The organism is Acinetobacter pittii (assembly GCF_022449185.1).
GTDB classification, from domain to species: domain Bacteria; phylum Pseudomonadota; class Gammaproteobacteria; order Pseudomonadales; family Moraxellaceae; genus Acinetobacter; species Acinetobacter pittii_I.
Genome location: NZ_JAKUKO010000013.1, coordinates 1 through 16,357 on the forward strand (window position 1 = coordinate 1; position 16,357 = coordinate 16,357).

Annotated in this window: 17 protein-coding genes and 1 rRNA gene; 10 read left to right on the top strand and 8 right to left on the bottom strand. The window is 39.1% G+C overall.

Translation table 11 applies throughout. The features are described 5' to 3' along the window. From rrf to MKX14_RS18000, 4 genes are all read left to right on the top strand, one after another. A 5S ribosomal RNA gene (gene rrf, locus MKX14_RS18360) occupies window positions 1-75 on the top strand; the annotation flags it as partial. Between the two features lie 147 nt (window positions 76-222). Beyond that, on the top strand, window positions 223-552 hold the full coding sequence (locus MKX14_RS17990) for a DUF2007 domain-containing protein (protein ID WP_240283132.1): 330 nt from the start codon (window positions 223-225) through the stop codon (window positions 550-552). Between the two features lie 167 nt (window positions 553-719). Beyond that, window positions 720-1,283, top strand: a complete 564-nt coding sequence (locus MKX14_RS17995; RefSeq protein WP_240283133.1) for a DUF4256 domain-containing protein — start codon at window positions 720-722, stop codon at window positions 1,281-1,283. A gap of 136 nt (window positions 1,284-1,419) precedes the next feature. Continuing rightward, window positions 1,420-2,583 carry an acyl-CoA dehydrogenase family protein gene (locus MKX14_RS18000; protein WP_046813373.1) on the top strand — a complete coding sequence of 388 codons (1,164 nt, stop codon included), beginning with the start codon at window positions 1,420-1,422 and terminating at the stop codon, window positions 2,581-2,583. Between the two features lie 30 nt (window positions 2,584-2,613). Here MKX14_RS18000 and MKX14_RS18005 read toward each other — a convergent pair whose 3' ends face one another. Beyond that, window positions 2,614-3,213: a TetR/AcrR family transcriptional regulator gene (locus MKX14_RS18005; protein ID WP_046813372.1), complete on the bottom strand. Its 600-nt coding sequence runs from the start codon at window positions 3,211-3,213 to the stop codon at window positions 2,614-2,616. A 186-nt stretch (window positions 3,214-3,399) separates the two neighbouring features. On the opposite strand from MKX14_RS18005, the gene MKX14_RS18010 reads away from it, so the two are divergent. The 6 genes from MKX14_RS18010 to MKX14_RS18035 are packed head-to-tail and all read left to right on the top strand — an operon-like array spanning window position 3,400 to window position 11,773. Beyond that, a complete protein-coding gene (locus MKX14_RS18010) occupies window positions 3,400-5,205 on the top strand; it encodes an acyclic terpene utilization AtuA family protein (protein WP_240283134.1) in 1,806 nt (601 codons plus the stop codon). A gap of 20 nt (window positions 5,206-5,225) precedes the next feature. After that, complete coding sequence (pecR, locus tag MKX14_RS18015) at window positions 5,226-6,137, top strand: SDR family oxidoreductase (protein WP_000121942.1); 912 nt, start codon at window positions 5,226-5,228, stop codon at window positions 6,135-6,137. A 10-nt stretch (window positions 6,138-6,147) separates the two neighbouring features. Next, window positions 6,148-7,761, top strand: a complete 1,614-nt coding sequence (locus tag MKX14_RS18020; RefSeq protein WP_240283135.1) for an acyl-CoA carboxylase subunit beta — start codon at window positions 6,148-6,150, stop codon at window positions 7,759-7,761. Between the two features lie 42 nt (window positions 7,762-7,803). Beyond that, complete coding sequence (locus MKX14_RS18025; RefSeq protein WP_240283136.1) at window positions 7,804-8,961, top strand: acyl-CoA dehydrogenase family protein; 1,158 nt, start codon at window positions 7,804-7,806, stop codon at window positions 8,959-8,961. A gap of 16 nt (window positions 8,962-8,977) precedes the next feature. Then, window positions 8,978-9,814 (top strand): enoyl-CoA hydratase/isomerase family protein, encoded by an 837-nt coding sequence (locus tag MKX14_RS18030; RefSeq protein ID WP_240283137.1) that lies wholly within the window; start codon window positions 8,978-8,980, stop codon window positions 9,812-9,814. A gap of 18 nt (window positions 9,815-9,832) precedes the next feature. Then, the gene (locus tag MKX14_RS18035; RefSeq protein WP_240283138.1) at window positions 9,833-11,773 is read left to right on the top strand and encodes an acetyl/propionyl/methylcrotonyl-CoA carboxylase subunit alpha; all 1,941 of its coding nucleotides are present in this window, start codon (window positions 9,833-9,835) and stop codon (window positions 11,771-11,773) included. Between the two features lie 55 nt (window positions 11,774-11,828). On the opposite strand, the gene MKX14_RS18040 is transcribed toward MKX14_RS18035, so the two are convergent. The 7 genes from MKX14_RS18040 to sspA form a co-directional block, all read right to left on the bottom strand. After that, on the bottom strand, window positions 11,829-12,248 hold the full coding sequence (locus MKX14_RS18040) for a roadblock/LC7 domain-containing protein (RefSeq protein ID WP_240283139.1): 420 nt from the start codon (window positions 12,246-12,248) through the stop codon (window positions 11,829-11,831). Beyond that, window positions 12,241-12,801 carry a GTP-binding protein gene (locus MKX14_RS18045; RefSeq protein ID WP_005065256.1) on the bottom strand — a complete coding sequence of 187 codons (561 nt, stop codon included), beginning with the start codon at window positions 12,799-12,801 and terminating at the stop codon, window positions 12,241-12,243. The genes MKX14_RS18040 and MKX14_RS18045 overlap by 8 nt, the downstream gene beginning before the upstream one ends. An 8-nt stretch (window positions 12,802-12,809) precedes the next feature. Continuing rightward, entirely contained in the window at window positions 12,810-13,775 is a 966-nt protein-coding gene (locus tag MKX14_RS18050) for a hypothetical protein (protein ID WP_240283140.1), read from the bottom strand. An 82-nt stretch (window positions 13,776-13,857) separates the two neighbouring features. Next, entirely contained in the window at window positions 13,858-14,217 is a 360-nt protein-coding gene (locus tag MKX14_RS18055; protein ID WP_046813365.1) for a hypothetical protein, read from the bottom strand. 336 nt (window positions 14,218-14,553) lie between these two features. Next, window positions 14,554-15,210: a hypothetical protein gene (locus MKX14_RS18060; protein ID WP_046813364.1), complete on the bottom strand. Its 657-nt coding sequence runs from the start codon at window positions 15,208-15,210 to the stop codon at window positions 14,554-14,556. 17 nt (window positions 15,211-15,227) lie between these two features. Next, window positions 15,228-15,662 (bottom strand): ClpXP protease specificity-enhancing factor, encoded by a 435-nt coding sequence (gene sspB / locus MKX14_RS18065; RefSeq protein ID WP_240283141.1) that lies wholly within the window; start codon window positions 15,660-15,662, stop codon window positions 15,228-15,230. 6 nt (window positions 15,663-15,668) lie between these two features. Further along, complete coding sequence (gene sspA, locus MKX14_RS18070) at window positions 15,669-16,322, bottom strand: glutathione S-transferase N-terminal domain-containing protein (protein ID WP_068564858.1); 654 nt, start codon at window positions 16,320-16,322, stop codon at window positions 15,669-15,671. Window positions 16,323-16,357: the final 35 nt, after the last annotated feature.

The window sequence follows — 16,357 nt, forward strand, 5'->3', positions numbered from 1 at the left end:
CGAACTCAGAAGTGAAACCTCTTAGCGCTGATGGTAGTGTGGGGTTACCCATGTGAGAGTAAGTCATCGCCAGCTCATTATTCCAAACACCCCCATTCTAATGAGTGGGGGTGTTTTTTATTGCGTGGAATTTATTCCTACAATTCTTTAAATATTAAAATTAATTCAAATTATAAAGAAATAAAGCTACTCTAAAATTATTTAACTAATTAGAAATTTAATATGCAATGGATCGTAGTTAAAACTTTCTCGTTTCCTTATGAGGCACAAATTGCTTGGTTTTATTCTAATGCTTTAGGTGGGGTTCGTTTGTTAGTTCCAGAGAACTATGTTGATGAAGCAAAGTCATTTCTTGAAAAAGACTTTAGTGACGAGCTTGAACAAAAGTTCGGGGAGAATCAAGAATATTGCCCTAAGTGTGGAAGCTCGGATATAGAAGTTAATACTAAAGGAAAAAAATCTGCCTTTTTAGCGTTTATGTTTTTCGGCCTGCCTTTATTTTCTTTTAGAAATGGTAATAGATGTAAGCGTTGTGGACACTTTTGGAATTAAATATATAGTAAAAGATTATTGATTATCTTAATTATAAAACCTAATGTAGAGATATTGGATTTAGTTCTATCTCTGCAATTAATGTGCTAGGCAAAAAAGCCATTGATATTAAATAAAATAAATTATTTTGATGGCCGTTCAATTTAATAAATATAAGGATTTATTCAATGCCAACTAAAGAACAACTAACTCAAAAGCAAATTGAGTTACTCATTGAATTATTAAAAAATAGATTCGAAAAGAACACACATCGTCATCAAGAAATGAATTGGTTGGATGTGCAAAATAAACTAATTAAAGATCCTGTTAAATTGCGGTCATTGCTGGAAATGGAAAATACAGGAGGAGAGCCGGATGTTATTGCTTATGATCAGCCGGAAGATGAATATTTATTTGTAGATTGCTCTCTTGAGACACCTAAAGGTCGTAGAAGCCTTTGCTATGATCGCGAGGCCCTAGAATCTAGAAAAGATCATCCTCCAAAAAATAGCGTAATAGATGTAGCTAAGGAAATGGGAGTTGAGCTTTTAACAGAAGAGCAATATTCCCAATTACAAGAAATTGAAGAGTTTGATCTTAAAACATCAAGTTGGCTCAAAACCCCAAATGAGATTCGTAAACTAGATGGAGCACTTTTTGCTGATCGTCGATATGGTCGTGTCTTTATTTATCATAATGGAGCGCAGTCTTATTATGCTGCCCGTGGGTTTCGTTGTTGCTTAAGAGTATAGGCATTGTATTTGAATAAAAAGAAGAGGCTTTGATGTTTTATGCCAAGAAAATGGAGATTCTTGCAACTTTTGATTGATGGCAAACATGACAAGATATGTTCTGGAATTAAATAAAAACATCAGGACATCTGTAGAAATGCAACCAAACCCAATTTACTATAATGAACAACATATTGCTTTTGCTAATAATGTTCGTCGTTTTGTACAAAAAGAAATGGCTCCTTTTGTTAATGAATGGGATGAGGCAGAGACTTTCCCAAGAGAGCTATATAAAAAGGCTGCTGAAATTGGTCTATTAGGTTTAGGTTTTTCTGAGGAATATGGTGGTATTACTGATGCAGATCCATTTTATTCATTACTGGCTGGTGTAGAAATGGCAAAAGCTGGTTCGGGTGGAGTACATATTTCACTCATGGTACACACAATTGGAGCACCACCGATTCAGCATTTTGGAAGTGAGGAGTTAAAGGCTAGAGTCCTGCCAGGTATTATTTCTGGTGAAAAGATTTCAGCATTGGCGATTACAGAACCGGGTGGAGGGTCAGACGTCGCTGCACTACAGACCAAGGCTGTCAGAGACGGTGATTATTATATTGTTTCTGGTGAGAAGACCTTTATTACATCAGGGATTCGTGCTGACTACTATACAGTTGCAGTACGTACAGATCCGACAAAAACGGGTGCTGAAGGTATCTCAATGTTGCTAGTTGATGCGCACAGCGAGGGAATTACTAAGACACCTTTAAAGAAAATGGGGTGGTGGGCTTCAGATACGGCTCATTTGCATTTTGATCAAGTACGAGTCCCTGCATCAAATTTGCTGGGTAAAGAAAATGCCGGTTTTAAAGTGATTATGAATAACTTTAATATGGAGCGGTTTTTCTTGGGTGTGGTGGCTTATGGCTATGCATTGGTGTGTTATGAAGAAGCTTTGGAGTGGGCACAACAGCGCAAGACCTTTGGTAAACGATTGATTGATCATCAAGTAGTGCGTCATAAATTGGTGGATATGGCAACACAATTGACCTCAACACGTGCTTTGCTTGAAGAAACTGCATGGAAAATGACTCAGCCAAAACTACAAGGGCCTGAGTTAGTCGCTCAAATCTCGATGCTGAAAAATGTTGCGACTCGCTCTATGCAATTTTGTGCTGATGCGGCTGTACAAACGTTGGGAGGTATGGGTTTTATGCGAGGTACTAAGTCTGAACGTATTTACCGTGAAGTAAAGGTCAATATGATTGGCGGTGGTGCTGAAGAAATTATGAAAGATTTGATTAGTAAGCAGCTCGGTTATTAATTCTTGCAGGGTGGTCATTGAACCACCTTTTTATTTCAAAGCCATTTCCCACACTATTTCAGTTAACTCATCAATTTTGACTTTGCCTTCAGTTTTATACCAAGTAACAGTCCATGAAATCGCACCACCAACTAGTCTTCGCCAAATAAAGGCACCATGTTTTATCTTGCCTTGAGTGCGTAACTTTTCAATGACATCTAACCAGATTTGTTCATATTCATTACGCATTTCTAAAAGATAATCTTGTTTTTCTTTTGACAGCGCAAACCACTCATAAACTAAAACAGCCATAGCTGCACCAGTATCTCCAGTAATTGAAATGAGTTCAGCTTTAATAAGTGCACGTAACTGTTTTTCTGGATCGGTAGATTGAGCTGCCGCATCTTGTAAACGAGCAAGATTGTAAATAATGGTTTCCTCCATTACATGGGCGAGGATGGCATCTTTACTTTTAAAGTGGTGGAATAAGCTTCCCGACTGGATTCCAATAAATTGAGCAAGTTCGCGTACAGTGGTTTTGTCATAGCCTTGTTTATGAAATAGATAGGCTGCTCCCTTTAATAAACGACCACGTGGGCTATCGTCAAAGCAAGAGATATTTGGAATCTGTTCAATTGAAGTAGCAATCATGCGAAAGCCGAATCCTTTATATAAAAAATACTTAACAGAAAAGTTTGCCAAATCTCATCATGTTTTAGCTGAGCTGTCGAGTTTGGCAGTTTTGGTCAATTTCACAATAACATTTTGCTCTTTACAAACCAAGCGCTTGCTTGGTAGTGTTGAGTGTAATTTTTAAACAAAATAATGAGAAATAAGATGGCAAGTAATCAACAGGATGATGAGCGTGTCGTGAAAATAGGTTGTGCTTCAGGATTTTGGGGGGATACCAATACTGCGGCTTTCCAATTGGTGCATTTAACCGATATTAATTATTTGGTTTTTGATTATTTGTCAGAGATCACCATGTCGATTATGGCAAAAGCGAAGATGGTGGAACCAAAACATGGTTACGCTTTAGATTTTGTCAGCCGAGTGATGGCACCTCTACTTAAAAAAATTGCAGAGAAAAAGATTAAGGTGATTAGTAATGCTGGTGGTGTTAATCCACTGGCATGTCGAGATGCCTTACAAAAAATAATTAAAGAATATGGTCTAGATCTGAAAGTTGCTGTGGTTTTAGGTGATGATCTTTTAGCACAACATGAGCAACTCAAGCAGAAAAATATTCAGGAAATGTTTAGCGGTGAAGCTTTGCCAGAACAGGTGGCGAGTAGTAATGCTTATTTGGGTGCAGTGGCTATTCGTGATGCCTTAGACCTAGGCGCAGATATTGTGATTACTGGTCGTGTTGTTGACTCTGCTGTGGTGCTTGCTCCTTTACTTCATGAATATCAATGGTCTTTAGATGACTATGACAAGTTGGCACAAGGTTCCTTGGCAGGTCATGTGATTGAATGTGGTGCGCAATGTACAGGCGGTAATTTTACCGATTGGCAATTGGTACAAGGCTTCGACAACATGGGATTTCCAGTGGTTGAAGTGAGGGAAAATGGTTCATTCGTTGTGACCAAACCGCAAGGGACAGGTGGTCTGGTCTCTACCGCTACGGTTGCTGAACAAATTGTTTATGAAATTGGCAATCCTCAAGCATATTTATTACCCGATGTAATTGCTGATTTCAGTCAGGTGCATTTAGAACAAATCGGAGAGCATCGAGTTCGTGTGACGGGTGCAAAAGGACAAGCACCGACTACACAATATAAAGTTAGTGCGACTTATCCAGATGGTTATCGGGTTTTAGTCAGTTTTTTAATTGCAGGGCGTGAGGCACCACAAAAAGCACAAGTCATTGCCGATGCGATTTTGACTAAGTGTGAACGTGTTTTAGCAATGCGCTCAGTGCCACCTTTTAGTGAAAAATCAGTTGAAATCTTAGGGATTGAAAGTACCTATGGCGAACATGCCCAAACATTAAATAGTCGTGAAGTTGTGGTCGAAATAGCTGTAAAACACATGTTCAAAGAAGCATGTATGTTCTTTTCATCTGAAATTGCTCAAGCTTCAACAGGTATGGCTCCGGCCTTGGCAGGGATAGTAGGGGGGCGTCCAAAAGCATCGCCAGTGATTAAACTATTTTCATTTTTAATAGATAAAAATCAAGTAAGTGTCGAAATCGATTTTGAAGGAAAACGCTACCCAGTTGAGATTCCACAAGGAGTTTTTACAGAGCAATTGCCTAATTTAAAGGCAGGTGAAAATGCAATTTATCAAGGAGATGAAATTGAAGTTCCTTTGATTGAAATTGCTCATGCCCGCAGTGGTGATAAAGGCAATCATAGCAATATTGGTGTGATTGCACGTAAAGCAGAATATTTGCCATGGATTCGTGCAGCACTAACTGAACAGTCTGTTGCAAGCTATATGCAACATGTCTTGGATGCTGAGAAAGGGCGGGTAATTCGTTATGAGTTACCGGGTTTGAATGCACTAAATTTTATGCTGGAAAATGCCTTGGGTGGCGGTGGTGTTGCAAGTCTACGTATAGATCCGCAAGGGAAGGCCTTTGCCCAACAATTATTGGATATGCCTGTAAAAGTTCCGGCACATCTTTTAGAAAAATAAAATGAATGGATGAAACAAAGATGAGTTATCAATCAATTTTTAGACCAGATGCTTTCGCTAATAAAGTCATTATTGTGACAGGTGGTGGCTCAGGAATTGGCCGTTGTACGGCACATGAGCTTGCGGCCCTCGGCGCTCAAGTAGTGATTACAGGACGCAAAATTGAAAAATTAGAGAAAGTAAGCCAAGAAATTATAGAAGACGGTGGCTTAGTTCATTTTATTGTTTGTGATAACCGTGAAGAAGAACAAGTGAAAAATATGATTGCCGAAGTGATTGAGAAATTCGGCAAACTAGATGGCTTGGTAAATAATGCAGGCGGCCAGTTCCCCTCAGCTTTAGAGAATATCTCGGCGAATGGTTTCGATGCAGTCGTGCGTAACAATTTACACGCAACGTTCTATTTAATGCGTGAAGCTTATAACCAATGGATGGTAAAACATGGTGGCAGTATTGTTAACATGACTGCTGATATGTGGGGCGGCATGCCGGGAATGGGACATTCTGGTGCTGCGCGTTCAGGGGTTGATAACTTAACTAAAACAGCATCGGTTGAGTGGGGGAAATCTGGCGTTCGTGTAAATGCGGTTGCACCGGGGTGGATTGTATCATCCGGGATGGATAATTATAGCGGTGATTTTGCCAAAGTGATTATTCCAAGTCTTGCTGGCAATGTACCGCTAAAACGTATGGGAACTGAGTCTGAAGTTTCATCGGCAATTTGTTATTTATTGTCCGATGCTGCTGCTTTTGTGTCGGGTGTGACATTGCGTATTGATGGCGCTGCATCGCAAGGGACACGCATGTACCCACTAGCCGAAGCAACAAATAGTCAGTCTTATAATGGTTTCCATCGCGCGTTTATTCCTGAAATTTTTAAAAAAGATAAGACTGAGAAAGTCGAGCAAAGCAATAATTCAGGTTCGGAGTGAGGAATAAAAAATGACTATTCTCCAATCCGAAATTACTGTTGGTAGTGAACAGTATCAAAAGAATAAAGAGGCACTGCTTGCTCAGCTGAGTGAAGTCCGTGCAATTCAGCAAAAAAGCATTGATAAATCATATGTGGCTAAACCGAAATTCGATAAAAAGGGCAAGATTCTGCCGCATGAGCGTGTACGATTATTACTTGACGCTGATTCATCTTTTATTGAGCTTTGTGGTTTGGTTGGCTACAACATGCATGATGATAAAGATGGTTCAGAAGCGGGTGGTGGTGTGATTGCTGGCATTGGTTTTGTCAGTGGTGTGCGTTGTCTGGTTTCTGCAAGTAATAGCGCGATTAAAGGTGGGACCATGTCCCCTATGGGCGTACAGAAAACTTTGCGTTTGCAAAAAATTGCCTTAGAACAAAAACTCCCCCTGATTACGCTGACCGAAAGTGGTGGCGCCAACTTAAATTATGCGGCTGAAGTATTTACCTATGGTGGTATGACCTTTGCAAATCAGGCACGTCTTTCTGCGGCTGGTATTCCTCAACTTGCAGTGGTGCATGGTAATGCAACGGCAGGAGGGGCTTATCAACCCGGTCTTTCCGATTATGTCATTGCTGTACGCAAACAAACCGAAATGCTTCTTGCAGGTCCACCTTTACTTCTGGCTGCCACGGGTGAAGTCGCTACAGCGGAGGAATTGGGTGGGGCTGAAATGCATGCACAGGTTGCCGGAACAGCAGAATATTTAGCTGAAAATGATGCAGATGGGATTCGACTTGCACGGGAAATTTTTGAACACCTCAACTGGAAAGAGCAAATCAAACCAGTTGATGTGACTTATAAAGAGCCTCGTTACGATACCGAGGAACTGTTGGGTGTTATTCCAAGTGATCCTAAACAACCATTTGATATGAAAGAGGTGGTTGCCCGCATTGTTGATGATTCAGATTTTCTAGAATTTAAACAGGAATATGATGATTTAACGGTATGTGGCTGGGCGAAGATTGGCGGATTACATATTGGCATTATCACCAATAATGGCCCGATTACACCTCAAGGGGCAGCAAAAGCAGCTCAGTTTATTCATCTGTGTGAACAAACCAAACGTCCGTTATTGTTCTTACATAACACTACTGGTTTTATGGTGGGAACCGATGCCGAGCAAAATGGCATCATCAAACATGGTTCGAAACTGATTCAAGCTGTTGCCAATTGTTCTGTACCTAAAATTTCAATTGTTGTGGCAGGGTCATATGGTGCAGGTAACTACGCGATGTGTGGTCGGAGTTTATCGCCAGACTTTATTTTTGCTTGGCCAAATTCGCATGTTGCTGTAATGGGCGCTGCACAAGCTGGAAAGGTGCTACGCATTGTGGCTGAAGGAAAGCAAAAAGCTTCCGGTCAGGAACCGAATCCGCAAATGCTCGATTTTCTTGAGCAAAGTACTGCGATGAAATTGGAGCAGCAATCCACTGCACTTTTCAATACGGCCATGCTACATGATGATGGCATTATCGATCCGCGAGATACCCGAAAATTATTAATTTTCCTTTTACAAACCATTTATGAAGCACAGCAACGAGAGCTAAATCCAACTCGTTTTGGTGTGTCCCGTTTTTAATCAACCTTTACCGCAATTAAAAAAATTAATAGGAATAATACAATGAAATTTACTGCTGAACATGAAGCATTGCGCCGTACAGCTCGTCAATTTGTTCAAAATGAGCTGAATCCACATATTCCAGAATGGGAGGCCGCGGGACGATTCCCAATCCATGAAGTATTTAAGAAGATGGGTAATCTTGGTTTATTAGGAATTTGCAAGCCAGAAGAAAATGGCGGTTTAGCGTTAGATTATTCGTATAACCTCGTGGTTGCAGAAGAAATTGGCTATGCAGCTTGTGGCGGGGTGCCTTTAGCTATTGGTGTACAAACTGATATGGCAACACCTGCTTTGGCACGTTTTGGAAGTAAAGAGTTACGCGATGAGTTTTTAACACCAGCGATTACAGGGGAATATGTTGCATCCATTGCAGTATCAGAAGTACATGCTGGTTCGGATGTTGCTGCTATTAAAACAACTGCAAAAAAAGATGGCGATGACTATGTCATTAACGGCAGCAAAATGTGGATTACCAACTCATTGCAGGCCGACTTCTTCTGTCTTTTAGCCAACACGTCTGATGATAAACCTCACGTTAATAAGTCAATGATTATCGTACCTGCAAAAACCAAAGGGATTAGTTTTTCAGAGCCACTTAATAAATTAGGGATGCGTTCAACAACCACAGCACAAGTTTATTTAGACAATGTACGTGTACCGCAGCGTAACTTGGTGGGTGTTGAAGGTATGGGCTTTATGATGCAAATGATGCAATTTCAGGAAGAGCGCTTATGGGCATGTGCTAATGCGATTGGCGGCTTGCAGCATTGTATTCAGCAAACAATTAATTACACCAAAGAGCGTACTACTTTTGGTCAACCCCTCATTAATAACCAATATATCCACTTCCGCTTTGCTGAACTTATGACCGAAGTGGAAGCACTCAAAGCATTAACTTATCAAGCATGCGAACAGCATATTGCGGGCGAGGATGTCACGATGTTGGCGTCTATGGCAAAGCTCAAAGCTGGACGTTTAACTCGTGAAGTTGCTGATAGTTGTCTGCAATACTGGGGTGGTAATGGCTTTATGTGGGATAACCCTGCGTCGCAGCTGTATCGTGATGGCCGCCTAGGGTCTATTGGGGGCGGGGCAGATGAGATTATGTTGGGGATTATCTGTAAGTTGATGGATATTCTGCCTAAAAAGCAGAAATAAAAATAAGGAATACGCCATGACACTTTCGACATCTTTACAAGCTTTAGATCTTGATGACAGCATTCAATTGGAACAAGACGGCAGTATTTTATACCTTTGGTTAAATCGACCAGAGAGCCGTAATGCCATGAACTTGAATATGGTCAATGCGATTCAACAAGTTTTTACTGCCATTCGCAATGATCTTTCAATTCGTGCGGTAATTATCCGTGGTGAAGGTGGAACTTTTTGTGCGGGTGGTGACATTAAAGATATGGCAGCTTTACGTGTTGAGGCAGCTAATGTTGGCAGTCTACAACCTTATGTGGACTTTAACCGCCGTTTTGGTGCCTTGCTTGAGCAAGTTGAAGCCGCACCGCAAACGGTTGTGGTGATTTTAGAAGGCGCGGTGTTAGGTGGTGGTTTTGGTCTGGCATGTGTTTCCGATGTTGCCATTAGCCGTGACAATGCCCAGTTTGGTTTACCTGAAACTGGACTTGGTGTGATTCCTGCGCAAATTGCTCCTTTTGTGGTGAAACGTATTGGCCTGACTCAGGCACGCCGACTTGCTTTACTGGGCATGCGTTTTGAAGGGCATACGGCGCTAAGTGTCGGTGTGGTTCATCAAATTGCACATAATGAAATTGAACTTGAACAAGCTTTACAGGAAACCATTCAACACATTAAACGAGCAGCTCCTCAAGCTTCGCGTGTGACTAAAGTACTGTTATATCGAACGCTCAATGAGCCTTTGAGTGATTTGTTAGATGATGCTGCACAGCAGTTTGCTCAAGCAGTTGGTGGAGCTGAAGGTCAAGAAGGAACGATGGCTTTTATTCAGAAACGGTTGCCGAATTGGACCGATGAATCATAAGCGATAGGAATAAAAATAATGAAATTTTCAAAAGTATTGGTTGCCAATCGTGGAGAAATTGCAGTTCGAGTCATGCAAACTGCTAAGGCAATGGGCTATCAAACTGTCGCAGTTTATTCAGATGCTGACAGTCATGCTCGCCATGTGCAAGAGGCTGATGAAGCTGTCTATATTGGTGCTTCAAAAGTATCTGATTCTTATCTTTCTATTACCAAAATAATAGATGCATGCAAAAAAACTAGGGCAGATGCAGTTCACCCTGGTTATGGTTTTTTGTCGGAAAATACTGATTTTGCTCAGGCCTGTATCGACAACCAGATTACATTTATTGGGCCTACCGCTTCTGCAATTGAGTTAATGGGCAGTAAACGCCTTTCAAAAATTGCCATGATTGAAGCAGGTGTACCTTGTGTGCCGGGGTATGAAGGCGATCGTCAAGACATCGACTATTTGGCTACACAAGCCGAGCAAATTGGCTTTCCAATTATGGTAAAAGCCTCTGTGGGTGGCGGCGGTCGTGGCATGCGTTTGGTACAGCACCTCTCTGAGTTGGTGGAAGCTTTACAAACTGCGCGTTCAGAAGCTGAAAATGCCTTTGGTTCTGGCGAGCTCATTTTAGAAAAAGCAGTTATTGCTCCGCGTCATGTCGAAATTCAGGTTTTTGGCGATACTTACGGCAATTATGTTTATTTGTTTGAGCGCGATTGTTCGATTCAGCGTCGTCATCAGAAAGTTGTTGAAGAAGCTCCATGTCCAGTGATGACGCCTGAACTACGCCAGCAAATGGGCGAGGCAGCTGTAGCCGCAGCGAAAGCATGTGCTTATGTCGGGGCAGGTACAGTTGAGTTTTTGCTAGATGCATCGGGTGCATTTTACTTTTTGGAAATGAATACTCGTTTGCAGGTCGAACATCCGGTCACTGAGCTGATTACAGGATTGGACTTGGTTGAATGGCAGTTACGTGTGGCGAATGGTGAGCAGTTACCTTTAAAGCAACAGGAATTGACCTTAAATGGACATGCGATAGAAGTGCGCTTGTATGCAGAAGACCCACGTCAGGATTTCTTACCACAAACTGGTCAAGTGTTACGTTGGCAGCCAGCAATGTTGCCAAATGTACGAATAGATCATGGCATGTTAGCAACTGATGAGGTTAGTCCATTTTACGATCCGATGGTAGCAAAGGTGATCGCATATGGGAAAACCCGTGAGGATGCGATTCGCTTACTCGCTCGTGCTGTGGATGATTGTGTTTTGCTAGGTGTAAATAGCAATAAACAGTTTTTGGTCAATTTATTGCGTCATCCAATTGTTATTGCAGGAGATACTAATACTGCATTCATTCAACAGCATTTTCAAAACGACAGCAGTCTACATAAGCAGGTTCTATCTTTAGAAACCTTAGCAATTGCTGCGGCATTATTTAGCCAAAGTAACGGTACGGCAGTGTGGCAAACTGGTCTAGGTGTGCCATTACCATTAAAGCTTAAATATGATGACCAGCAAGTTCAATTGCAGCTTTCATCGCTAAATAATACGTTTACGGTAGAGCTCTGCGATCAAACTATTTGTATTGAAGTGCTTGAAAGAACGATAGAGCAATTAGTTTATTTAATTGATGGTGTACGTCGCCGTGTGCAATATGTACTGGAGGATGATCAGCTTTATTTAGACCGAGATAATGGCAATGTTGCAATTCGCAACGTAACTTATGCTGCCCCAGAAATAGCTGATGTGGCTGGTGATGGCAAAATTCGTGCGCCAATGGATGGTGCGGTAGTGAATATATTGGTCAATAAAGGTGATCAAGTCATAAAAGGCCAAACTTTATTAGTGCTTGAAGCCATGAAAATCCAACAGCAGATTAAATCGGATGTTGATGGAATAGTTGATGATGTTTTAGGTCAGCAAGGGCAGCAAGTAAAAAAACGACAGATGTTATTTACTATTCAAACTTAAGTGAAAAATACCGCTCTATATGAGCGGTATTTTACTTTAAATGAGGAGTCCTGATTTATTCTCCATCTGCCTCTGCAATCAACTGACTTGCTTTTTTTAGGCTATACAAGAGTTGTCCTAAAAGTACCTCTTTATTGCTGAGCGTCACCATAATCATCGGGTGATGAGTTGCTGGAATAGCAGTTAAAATAGCCTTGCCATTATCTGCATCTAAAGTAATGTTATTACAGCCCGTCAGTTGAATCTCTTTTAAAAATGCAGTGACCATTGCCAAAATTGAGCTACTTACGGCTGCTAACTTAGTAGTGTTATGGTGGTTCTTGTGGCTCATTGTTGCTAATTCAAAACCATCAGAAGAGCAAATCATGACAAAATCTACACCACGCGTATTCATCAAAATATTATGAGCTTCGGCTTTTGCAAGTTGTAGTAACTGTGTTGGAGCGGTTCGTTTTTGAGTTGGAATACTAAGCATGATCATTCCCTTGAGATGTTGAGCCTACCTTGACTTCAAGTGATGCAATTAATGATTCAACCATCATTAAAATTTGTTCTTGCTCACGCGCATCAATAAAAAAAAGAGGGTATGGTAGTGCATTTGCTTTTATCCAATGACGATATTGTTGAAGTGATGACTCTTTATTTTCGTCAACATGAGTAATACCAATCGCAATATTATCATTATAATTTTTAAAGGTTTCTAAATAGCTTTCTAACTCGGCAATTGGATTAGAGCTATTATGATCCAATAATAAAATAACACCGATTGCACCTTCACAAATGACCGACCATATAAAATCAAAACGGCTTTGTCCTGGGGTTCCATAGAGTCCGATTTTGATTCCATCATCTAAAGTAATTTCACCATAATCAATGCCTACAGTGGTTTGGGTTTTCTGATGGCTTTGAACATCTGTATTGAATGCTTCTGTTTCTAGAATTGGAATTTCAGATAGCGATTTAATCGCTTCTGTTTTTCCTGCCCCCATGCTACCTGCAAAGACAATTTTATATTGCTGTATAATCATAACTTCCCTTAAAGACCAAATCGCCGTCTAATTTTCCCTATAAAATTTTTAAAAAAATGATTCTCTGTATTTGAATTCTCTAAGTACGAATTTGGTGTGTAAGTGCATTTGCTTGCAGAAACAAATTTTCCATTATTTGCCATTAAGCAAGCTGTAACGAAACGTAAGACATCATCAATTGATAAGTTAAGCTGGTGAGCTACATCAGTAATTTTTGCTCCCTGTATAAAGCATGCAGAGAGTTGTAGGCTCACTTTTCTATATTCTTTTTGATAGGGTTGTGGCCAATGATCAATTTTAAAATAGCTATCCTTCGAGGCTAGATTTTCAAAATTATTTGAATTCCAAATCAGATTCCATAACCAGTCCTGTAAATAATAACTTTTTTTACGCGAAACCTTTGTAAAGTCCGAGGTTTTGGCAAAAACAAAATTAAAACTCATATTGGTATGGGCTTTTTGACGAGAAGGTTCTACCCAAGCGATCTGAGTCCTGTTATCAATAATAGCGAGAGTACCTTTATCATCAAATAAATGTAATTTGGTATTTTCCTGACTATGTAAACTTTTTATAAAATGCCCATCTATGAGAGCCATTTCATTTGATGAAGCTGAGGTAGAGTTAATAACAGTAGATTCTAAAGATGCTAATACATTTTTTTGTAGCCAATATAGAAGGGGTTCTGACTTTTCTAAGGGAAAGTGTAAAGTATGTTCATATATAGAATTTCCATTTTGCGAAGGCGTTTTGGTAATTTTTAAATAAGGAATTTTTTTCTTTTGAAGAATATTTTGAATGTTATCTGCATCAAAAAAGTTTTCATTAATGATTAATAAGTCAATATGATTGTTAGAAATGTTGATCCAATTAATCCCATATTGATTGGATATTAAATTTCGGATTAATATTTTTAATTCATCTGAAACTTTTAAGCTTAAACCAGAAATGGCAATATTTATACAATGACTATCCATAGTATCATTTTAAGTTTTATTAAATAATGTAGTGATTTCCTATGCTCTTTATAATGAATATAAAGAGCATAAATTAAATCAATTAGCTGAAGTCTAGCTCTTTTTCAAATGACTTTAACTCATGACGAGCCATAGCCAAATTTGCTTTAGTACGATCAAGTACTAAATAAAGAAATAAGCTGTTATTACTCTCTAATGGACGAATTAAGTGATAAGCTTTACCCAGTGTAATTAAAATATCCTCAATATTATCATTTAATTTCAATGCATTAGCTATGTTTCTTTTTGCGCGAATGACTTCTGTATTTCCAGCAGCAGCCAATTCTAAATCAATTTCCCCACCGCCTTGAGTTGCAAGTGATAAACCACTTTCTGAATCAACAAGTGCAGATGCAACAAAACCATCAATTTCAGTTAAGCTATCTAAAGAAAGTTTAGCCATTTTTATCTCTCAGGATTATAAAATTATAGTTACTACTTTTTATTTAAAAGTAGTTAAAAATCATTATATTTCTACCAAAACTTAAGTCAATCAAACAGGTTTAATTTAAAATTGATATTTGGGTAAATAAGTGACCAAAAATGTCATATTGTAAAAAATATTATAAGAGGATTTGCACATTATAATTTTAATATTGTGCTAAGGTTTGCATTATATAGTTTTGATTCAAAAATTAATAATTGTAATAGAATGTTAAAACAATATTGGTTAATAAATTATATTTTTTAAAACAAAAAAGAGGAACTATTTGTTCCTCTTTTAATGTTTATGATGAAATTAAACAAGCTGAGTATAAATACAGTACAGATACCCTAAAATTGCTAAAGCAACTAGAGGGGCAACAATCTTTGACCATGTAGGAACTGAAGTTTCGATTGTTTGTTCTTCAATATGCACGTCATCATGATGAGGTTGGGCTTGGTGAACCATTTGGTTGAACTCCTTCATTGTTGTATCCAATGATAGCTCTTCTTGTTCCACAGGTTTAGAACCAATTAATTCATTTAGGTGGTTTGTTGACCAAACCCAATCTTCAGCTTGACCTGATAAGTGTTCAATCTGACCTAAAATTAATTCTTTTAAGCCATTATGCCCAAAACCACCTGTTTCATCGAGCTGATTAAGTTCTGCTAACTGCAAAGTTAAAATTTCAGAAATACTCTGTTCTAGTTCTGAATTTTTTAAAGTCGACTGATTATGTTTAGAAGTCGTTAAATGACGAGCAACTTCTTGAACATAAAGTGGATCTGAGGTTTTGATTTCTTGATAAATCTTATTATCATTCTGACGCCATAAACTAATCAGTTTTCCAAGCGTAAGAATATTCACCTCATCAATCAGTTTATTTTTTTCATTAACTGGATATTGATTTAAAAGCTGAGGCTTTTGAATTTTTATCTGCTCAGCAAAGTATTGGACTAAATCAAATGCCATGCTTTCTTCCTCTAAATTTAATCTAAAATTCTTAACGATGGTTTTTTCTTAGTTGATGTTGTTTCAGTTGCTTCTTGTACTTCTGACTCTACTGTATTTTCTACAGGTGTTACATTGGCATATTCTTCAGGATTAAAGAATAAACCTTGTCCATTTTCTCGTGCGTAAATCCCTAAAACAGCTTGAATAGGGACATAAATGTCTTTTGATGCTCCGCCAAAACGAGCTGAAAAGGTAATAGCTTCATTGGTAATAAGCAATTGATGAACTGCATGGGGCACAATATTTAGAACAATTTGCCCATCTTTAACAAATTGTTGCGGAACGTCGGTATGTGGTTGTGTCGCATCAACTAATAGATAAGGAGTCAGTTGGTTATCACAAATCCATTCATAGATTGCACGAGCAAGATAAGGACGTGTAGGGGTTAAATCAATAGTTTGCTCAGACATATCACGCTATTCCATATTTAATAGTTCATTGTAACGGTTTTTCTCTTGAGGCGTCATTGATTTAGCAAAAGAAGGCCGTTCAAAGATACGTTTACAGTACAAAAATATAGGGCGACAGTGCTGTTTTGGTAAATCAATTCCCATGCTATTTAATCTTAAAAAGATAGGGGCAAGCATGCAGTCCAAGATTGTAAAACTCTCAGACATGAAATACGGAAAATGCTGAAATAGGGGAGTAAGTGAAATCAATGTTTCACGTAGTTCTTTTTGAGCTTTTTGCTTTTGTTCGAGATTTAGAGAGTCTGCATGTTTTAACATGTCATCTGCTAATTTGAACCAGTCATTTTCAAGTCTCCAAATATACTGCCGCTGTTCTGCACGCATCATAGGAGCATCGGCATAAAGCTTACTTTGACGATAACGATCATCTAAATATTCAGCGATGATAGGCGCTGAAAATAATTTAAGATTTTGTTCGACCAACATCGGTAATTGGTTGTAAGGATTTAAACTGGCTAAATCTTCGTCTTCATGGTCAGTTATGATCAATTGATATTTGATTTGTTTTTCTGCTAATAAGAAACGAATCCAATGAGAACGGAAATCATCAGCATGACTGTAAAGGGTAATCCCCTGAATAGAGGTGTTTTCGACCGACATATCACAAGACGACGTGGTTGAGTGAATCGATTAGG

Bases quoted from the DNA above. Each gene is read 5' to 3' on its own strand.
- MKX14_RS17990 (WP_240283132.1), top strand. From the start codon at position 223: ATGCAATGGATCGTAGTTAAAACTTTCTCGTTTCCTTATGAGGCACAA.
- MKX14_RS17995 (WP_240283133.1), top strand. From the start codon at position 720: ATGCCAACTAAAGAACAACTAACTCAAAAGCAAATTGAGTTACTCATT.
- MKX14_RS18000 (WP_046813373.1), top strand. From the start codon at position 1,420: ATGCAACCAAACCCAATTTACTATAATGAACAACATATTGCTTTTGCT.
- MKX14_RS18005 (WP_046813372.1), bottom strand. From the start codon at position 3,213: ATGATTGCTACTTCAATTGAACAGATTCCAAATATCTCTTGCTTTGAC.
- MKX14_RS18010 (WP_240283134.1), top strand. From the start codon at position 3,400: ATGGCAAGTAATCAACAGGATGATGAGCGTGTCGTGAAAATAGGTTGT.
- pecR (WP_000121942.1), top strand. From the start codon at position 5,226: ATGAGTTATCAATCAATTTTTAGACCAGATGCTTTCGCTAATAAAGTC.
- MKX14_RS18020 (WP_240283135.1), top strand. From the start codon at position 6,148: ATGACTATTCTCCAATCCGAAATTACTGTTGGTAGTGAACAGTATCAA.
- MKX14_RS18025 (WP_240283136.1), top strand. From the start codon at position 7,804: ATGAAATTTACTGCTGAACATGAAGCATTGCGCCGTACAGCTCGTCAA.
- MKX14_RS18030 (WP_240283137.1), top strand. From the start codon at position 8,978: ATGACACTTTCGACATCTTTACAAGCTTTAGATCTTGATGACAGCATT.
- MKX14_RS18035 (WP_240283138.1), top strand. From the start codon at position 9,833: ATGAAATTTTCAAAAGTATTGGTTGCCAATCGTGGAGAAATTGCAGTT.
- MKX14_RS18040 (WP_240283139.1), bottom strand. From the start codon at position 12,248: ATGCTTAGTATTCCAACTCAAAAACGAACCGCTCCAACACAGTTACTA.
- MKX14_RS18045 (WP_005065256.1), bottom strand. From the start codon at position 12,801: ATGATTATACAGCAATATAAAATTGTCTTTGCAGGTAGCATGGGGGCA.
- MKX14_RS18050 (WP_240283140.1), bottom strand. From the start codon at position 13,775: ATGGATAGTCATTGTATAAATATTGCCATTTCTGGTTTAAGCTTAAAA.
- MKX14_RS18055 (WP_046813365.1), bottom strand. From the start codon at position 14,217: ATGGCTAAACTTTCTTTAGATAGCTTAACTGAAATTGATGGTTTTGTT.
- MKX14_RS18060 (WP_046813364.1), bottom strand. From the start codon at position 15,210: ATGGCATTTGATTTAGTCCAATACTTTGCTGAGCAGATAAAAATTCAA.
- sspB (WP_240283141.1), bottom strand. From the start codon at position 15,662: ATGTCTGAGCAAACTATTGATTTAACCCCTACACGTCCTTATCTTGCT.
- sspA (WP_068564858.1), bottom strand. From the start codon at position 16,322: ATGTCGGTCGAAAACACCTCTATTCAGGGGATTACCCTTTACAGTCAT.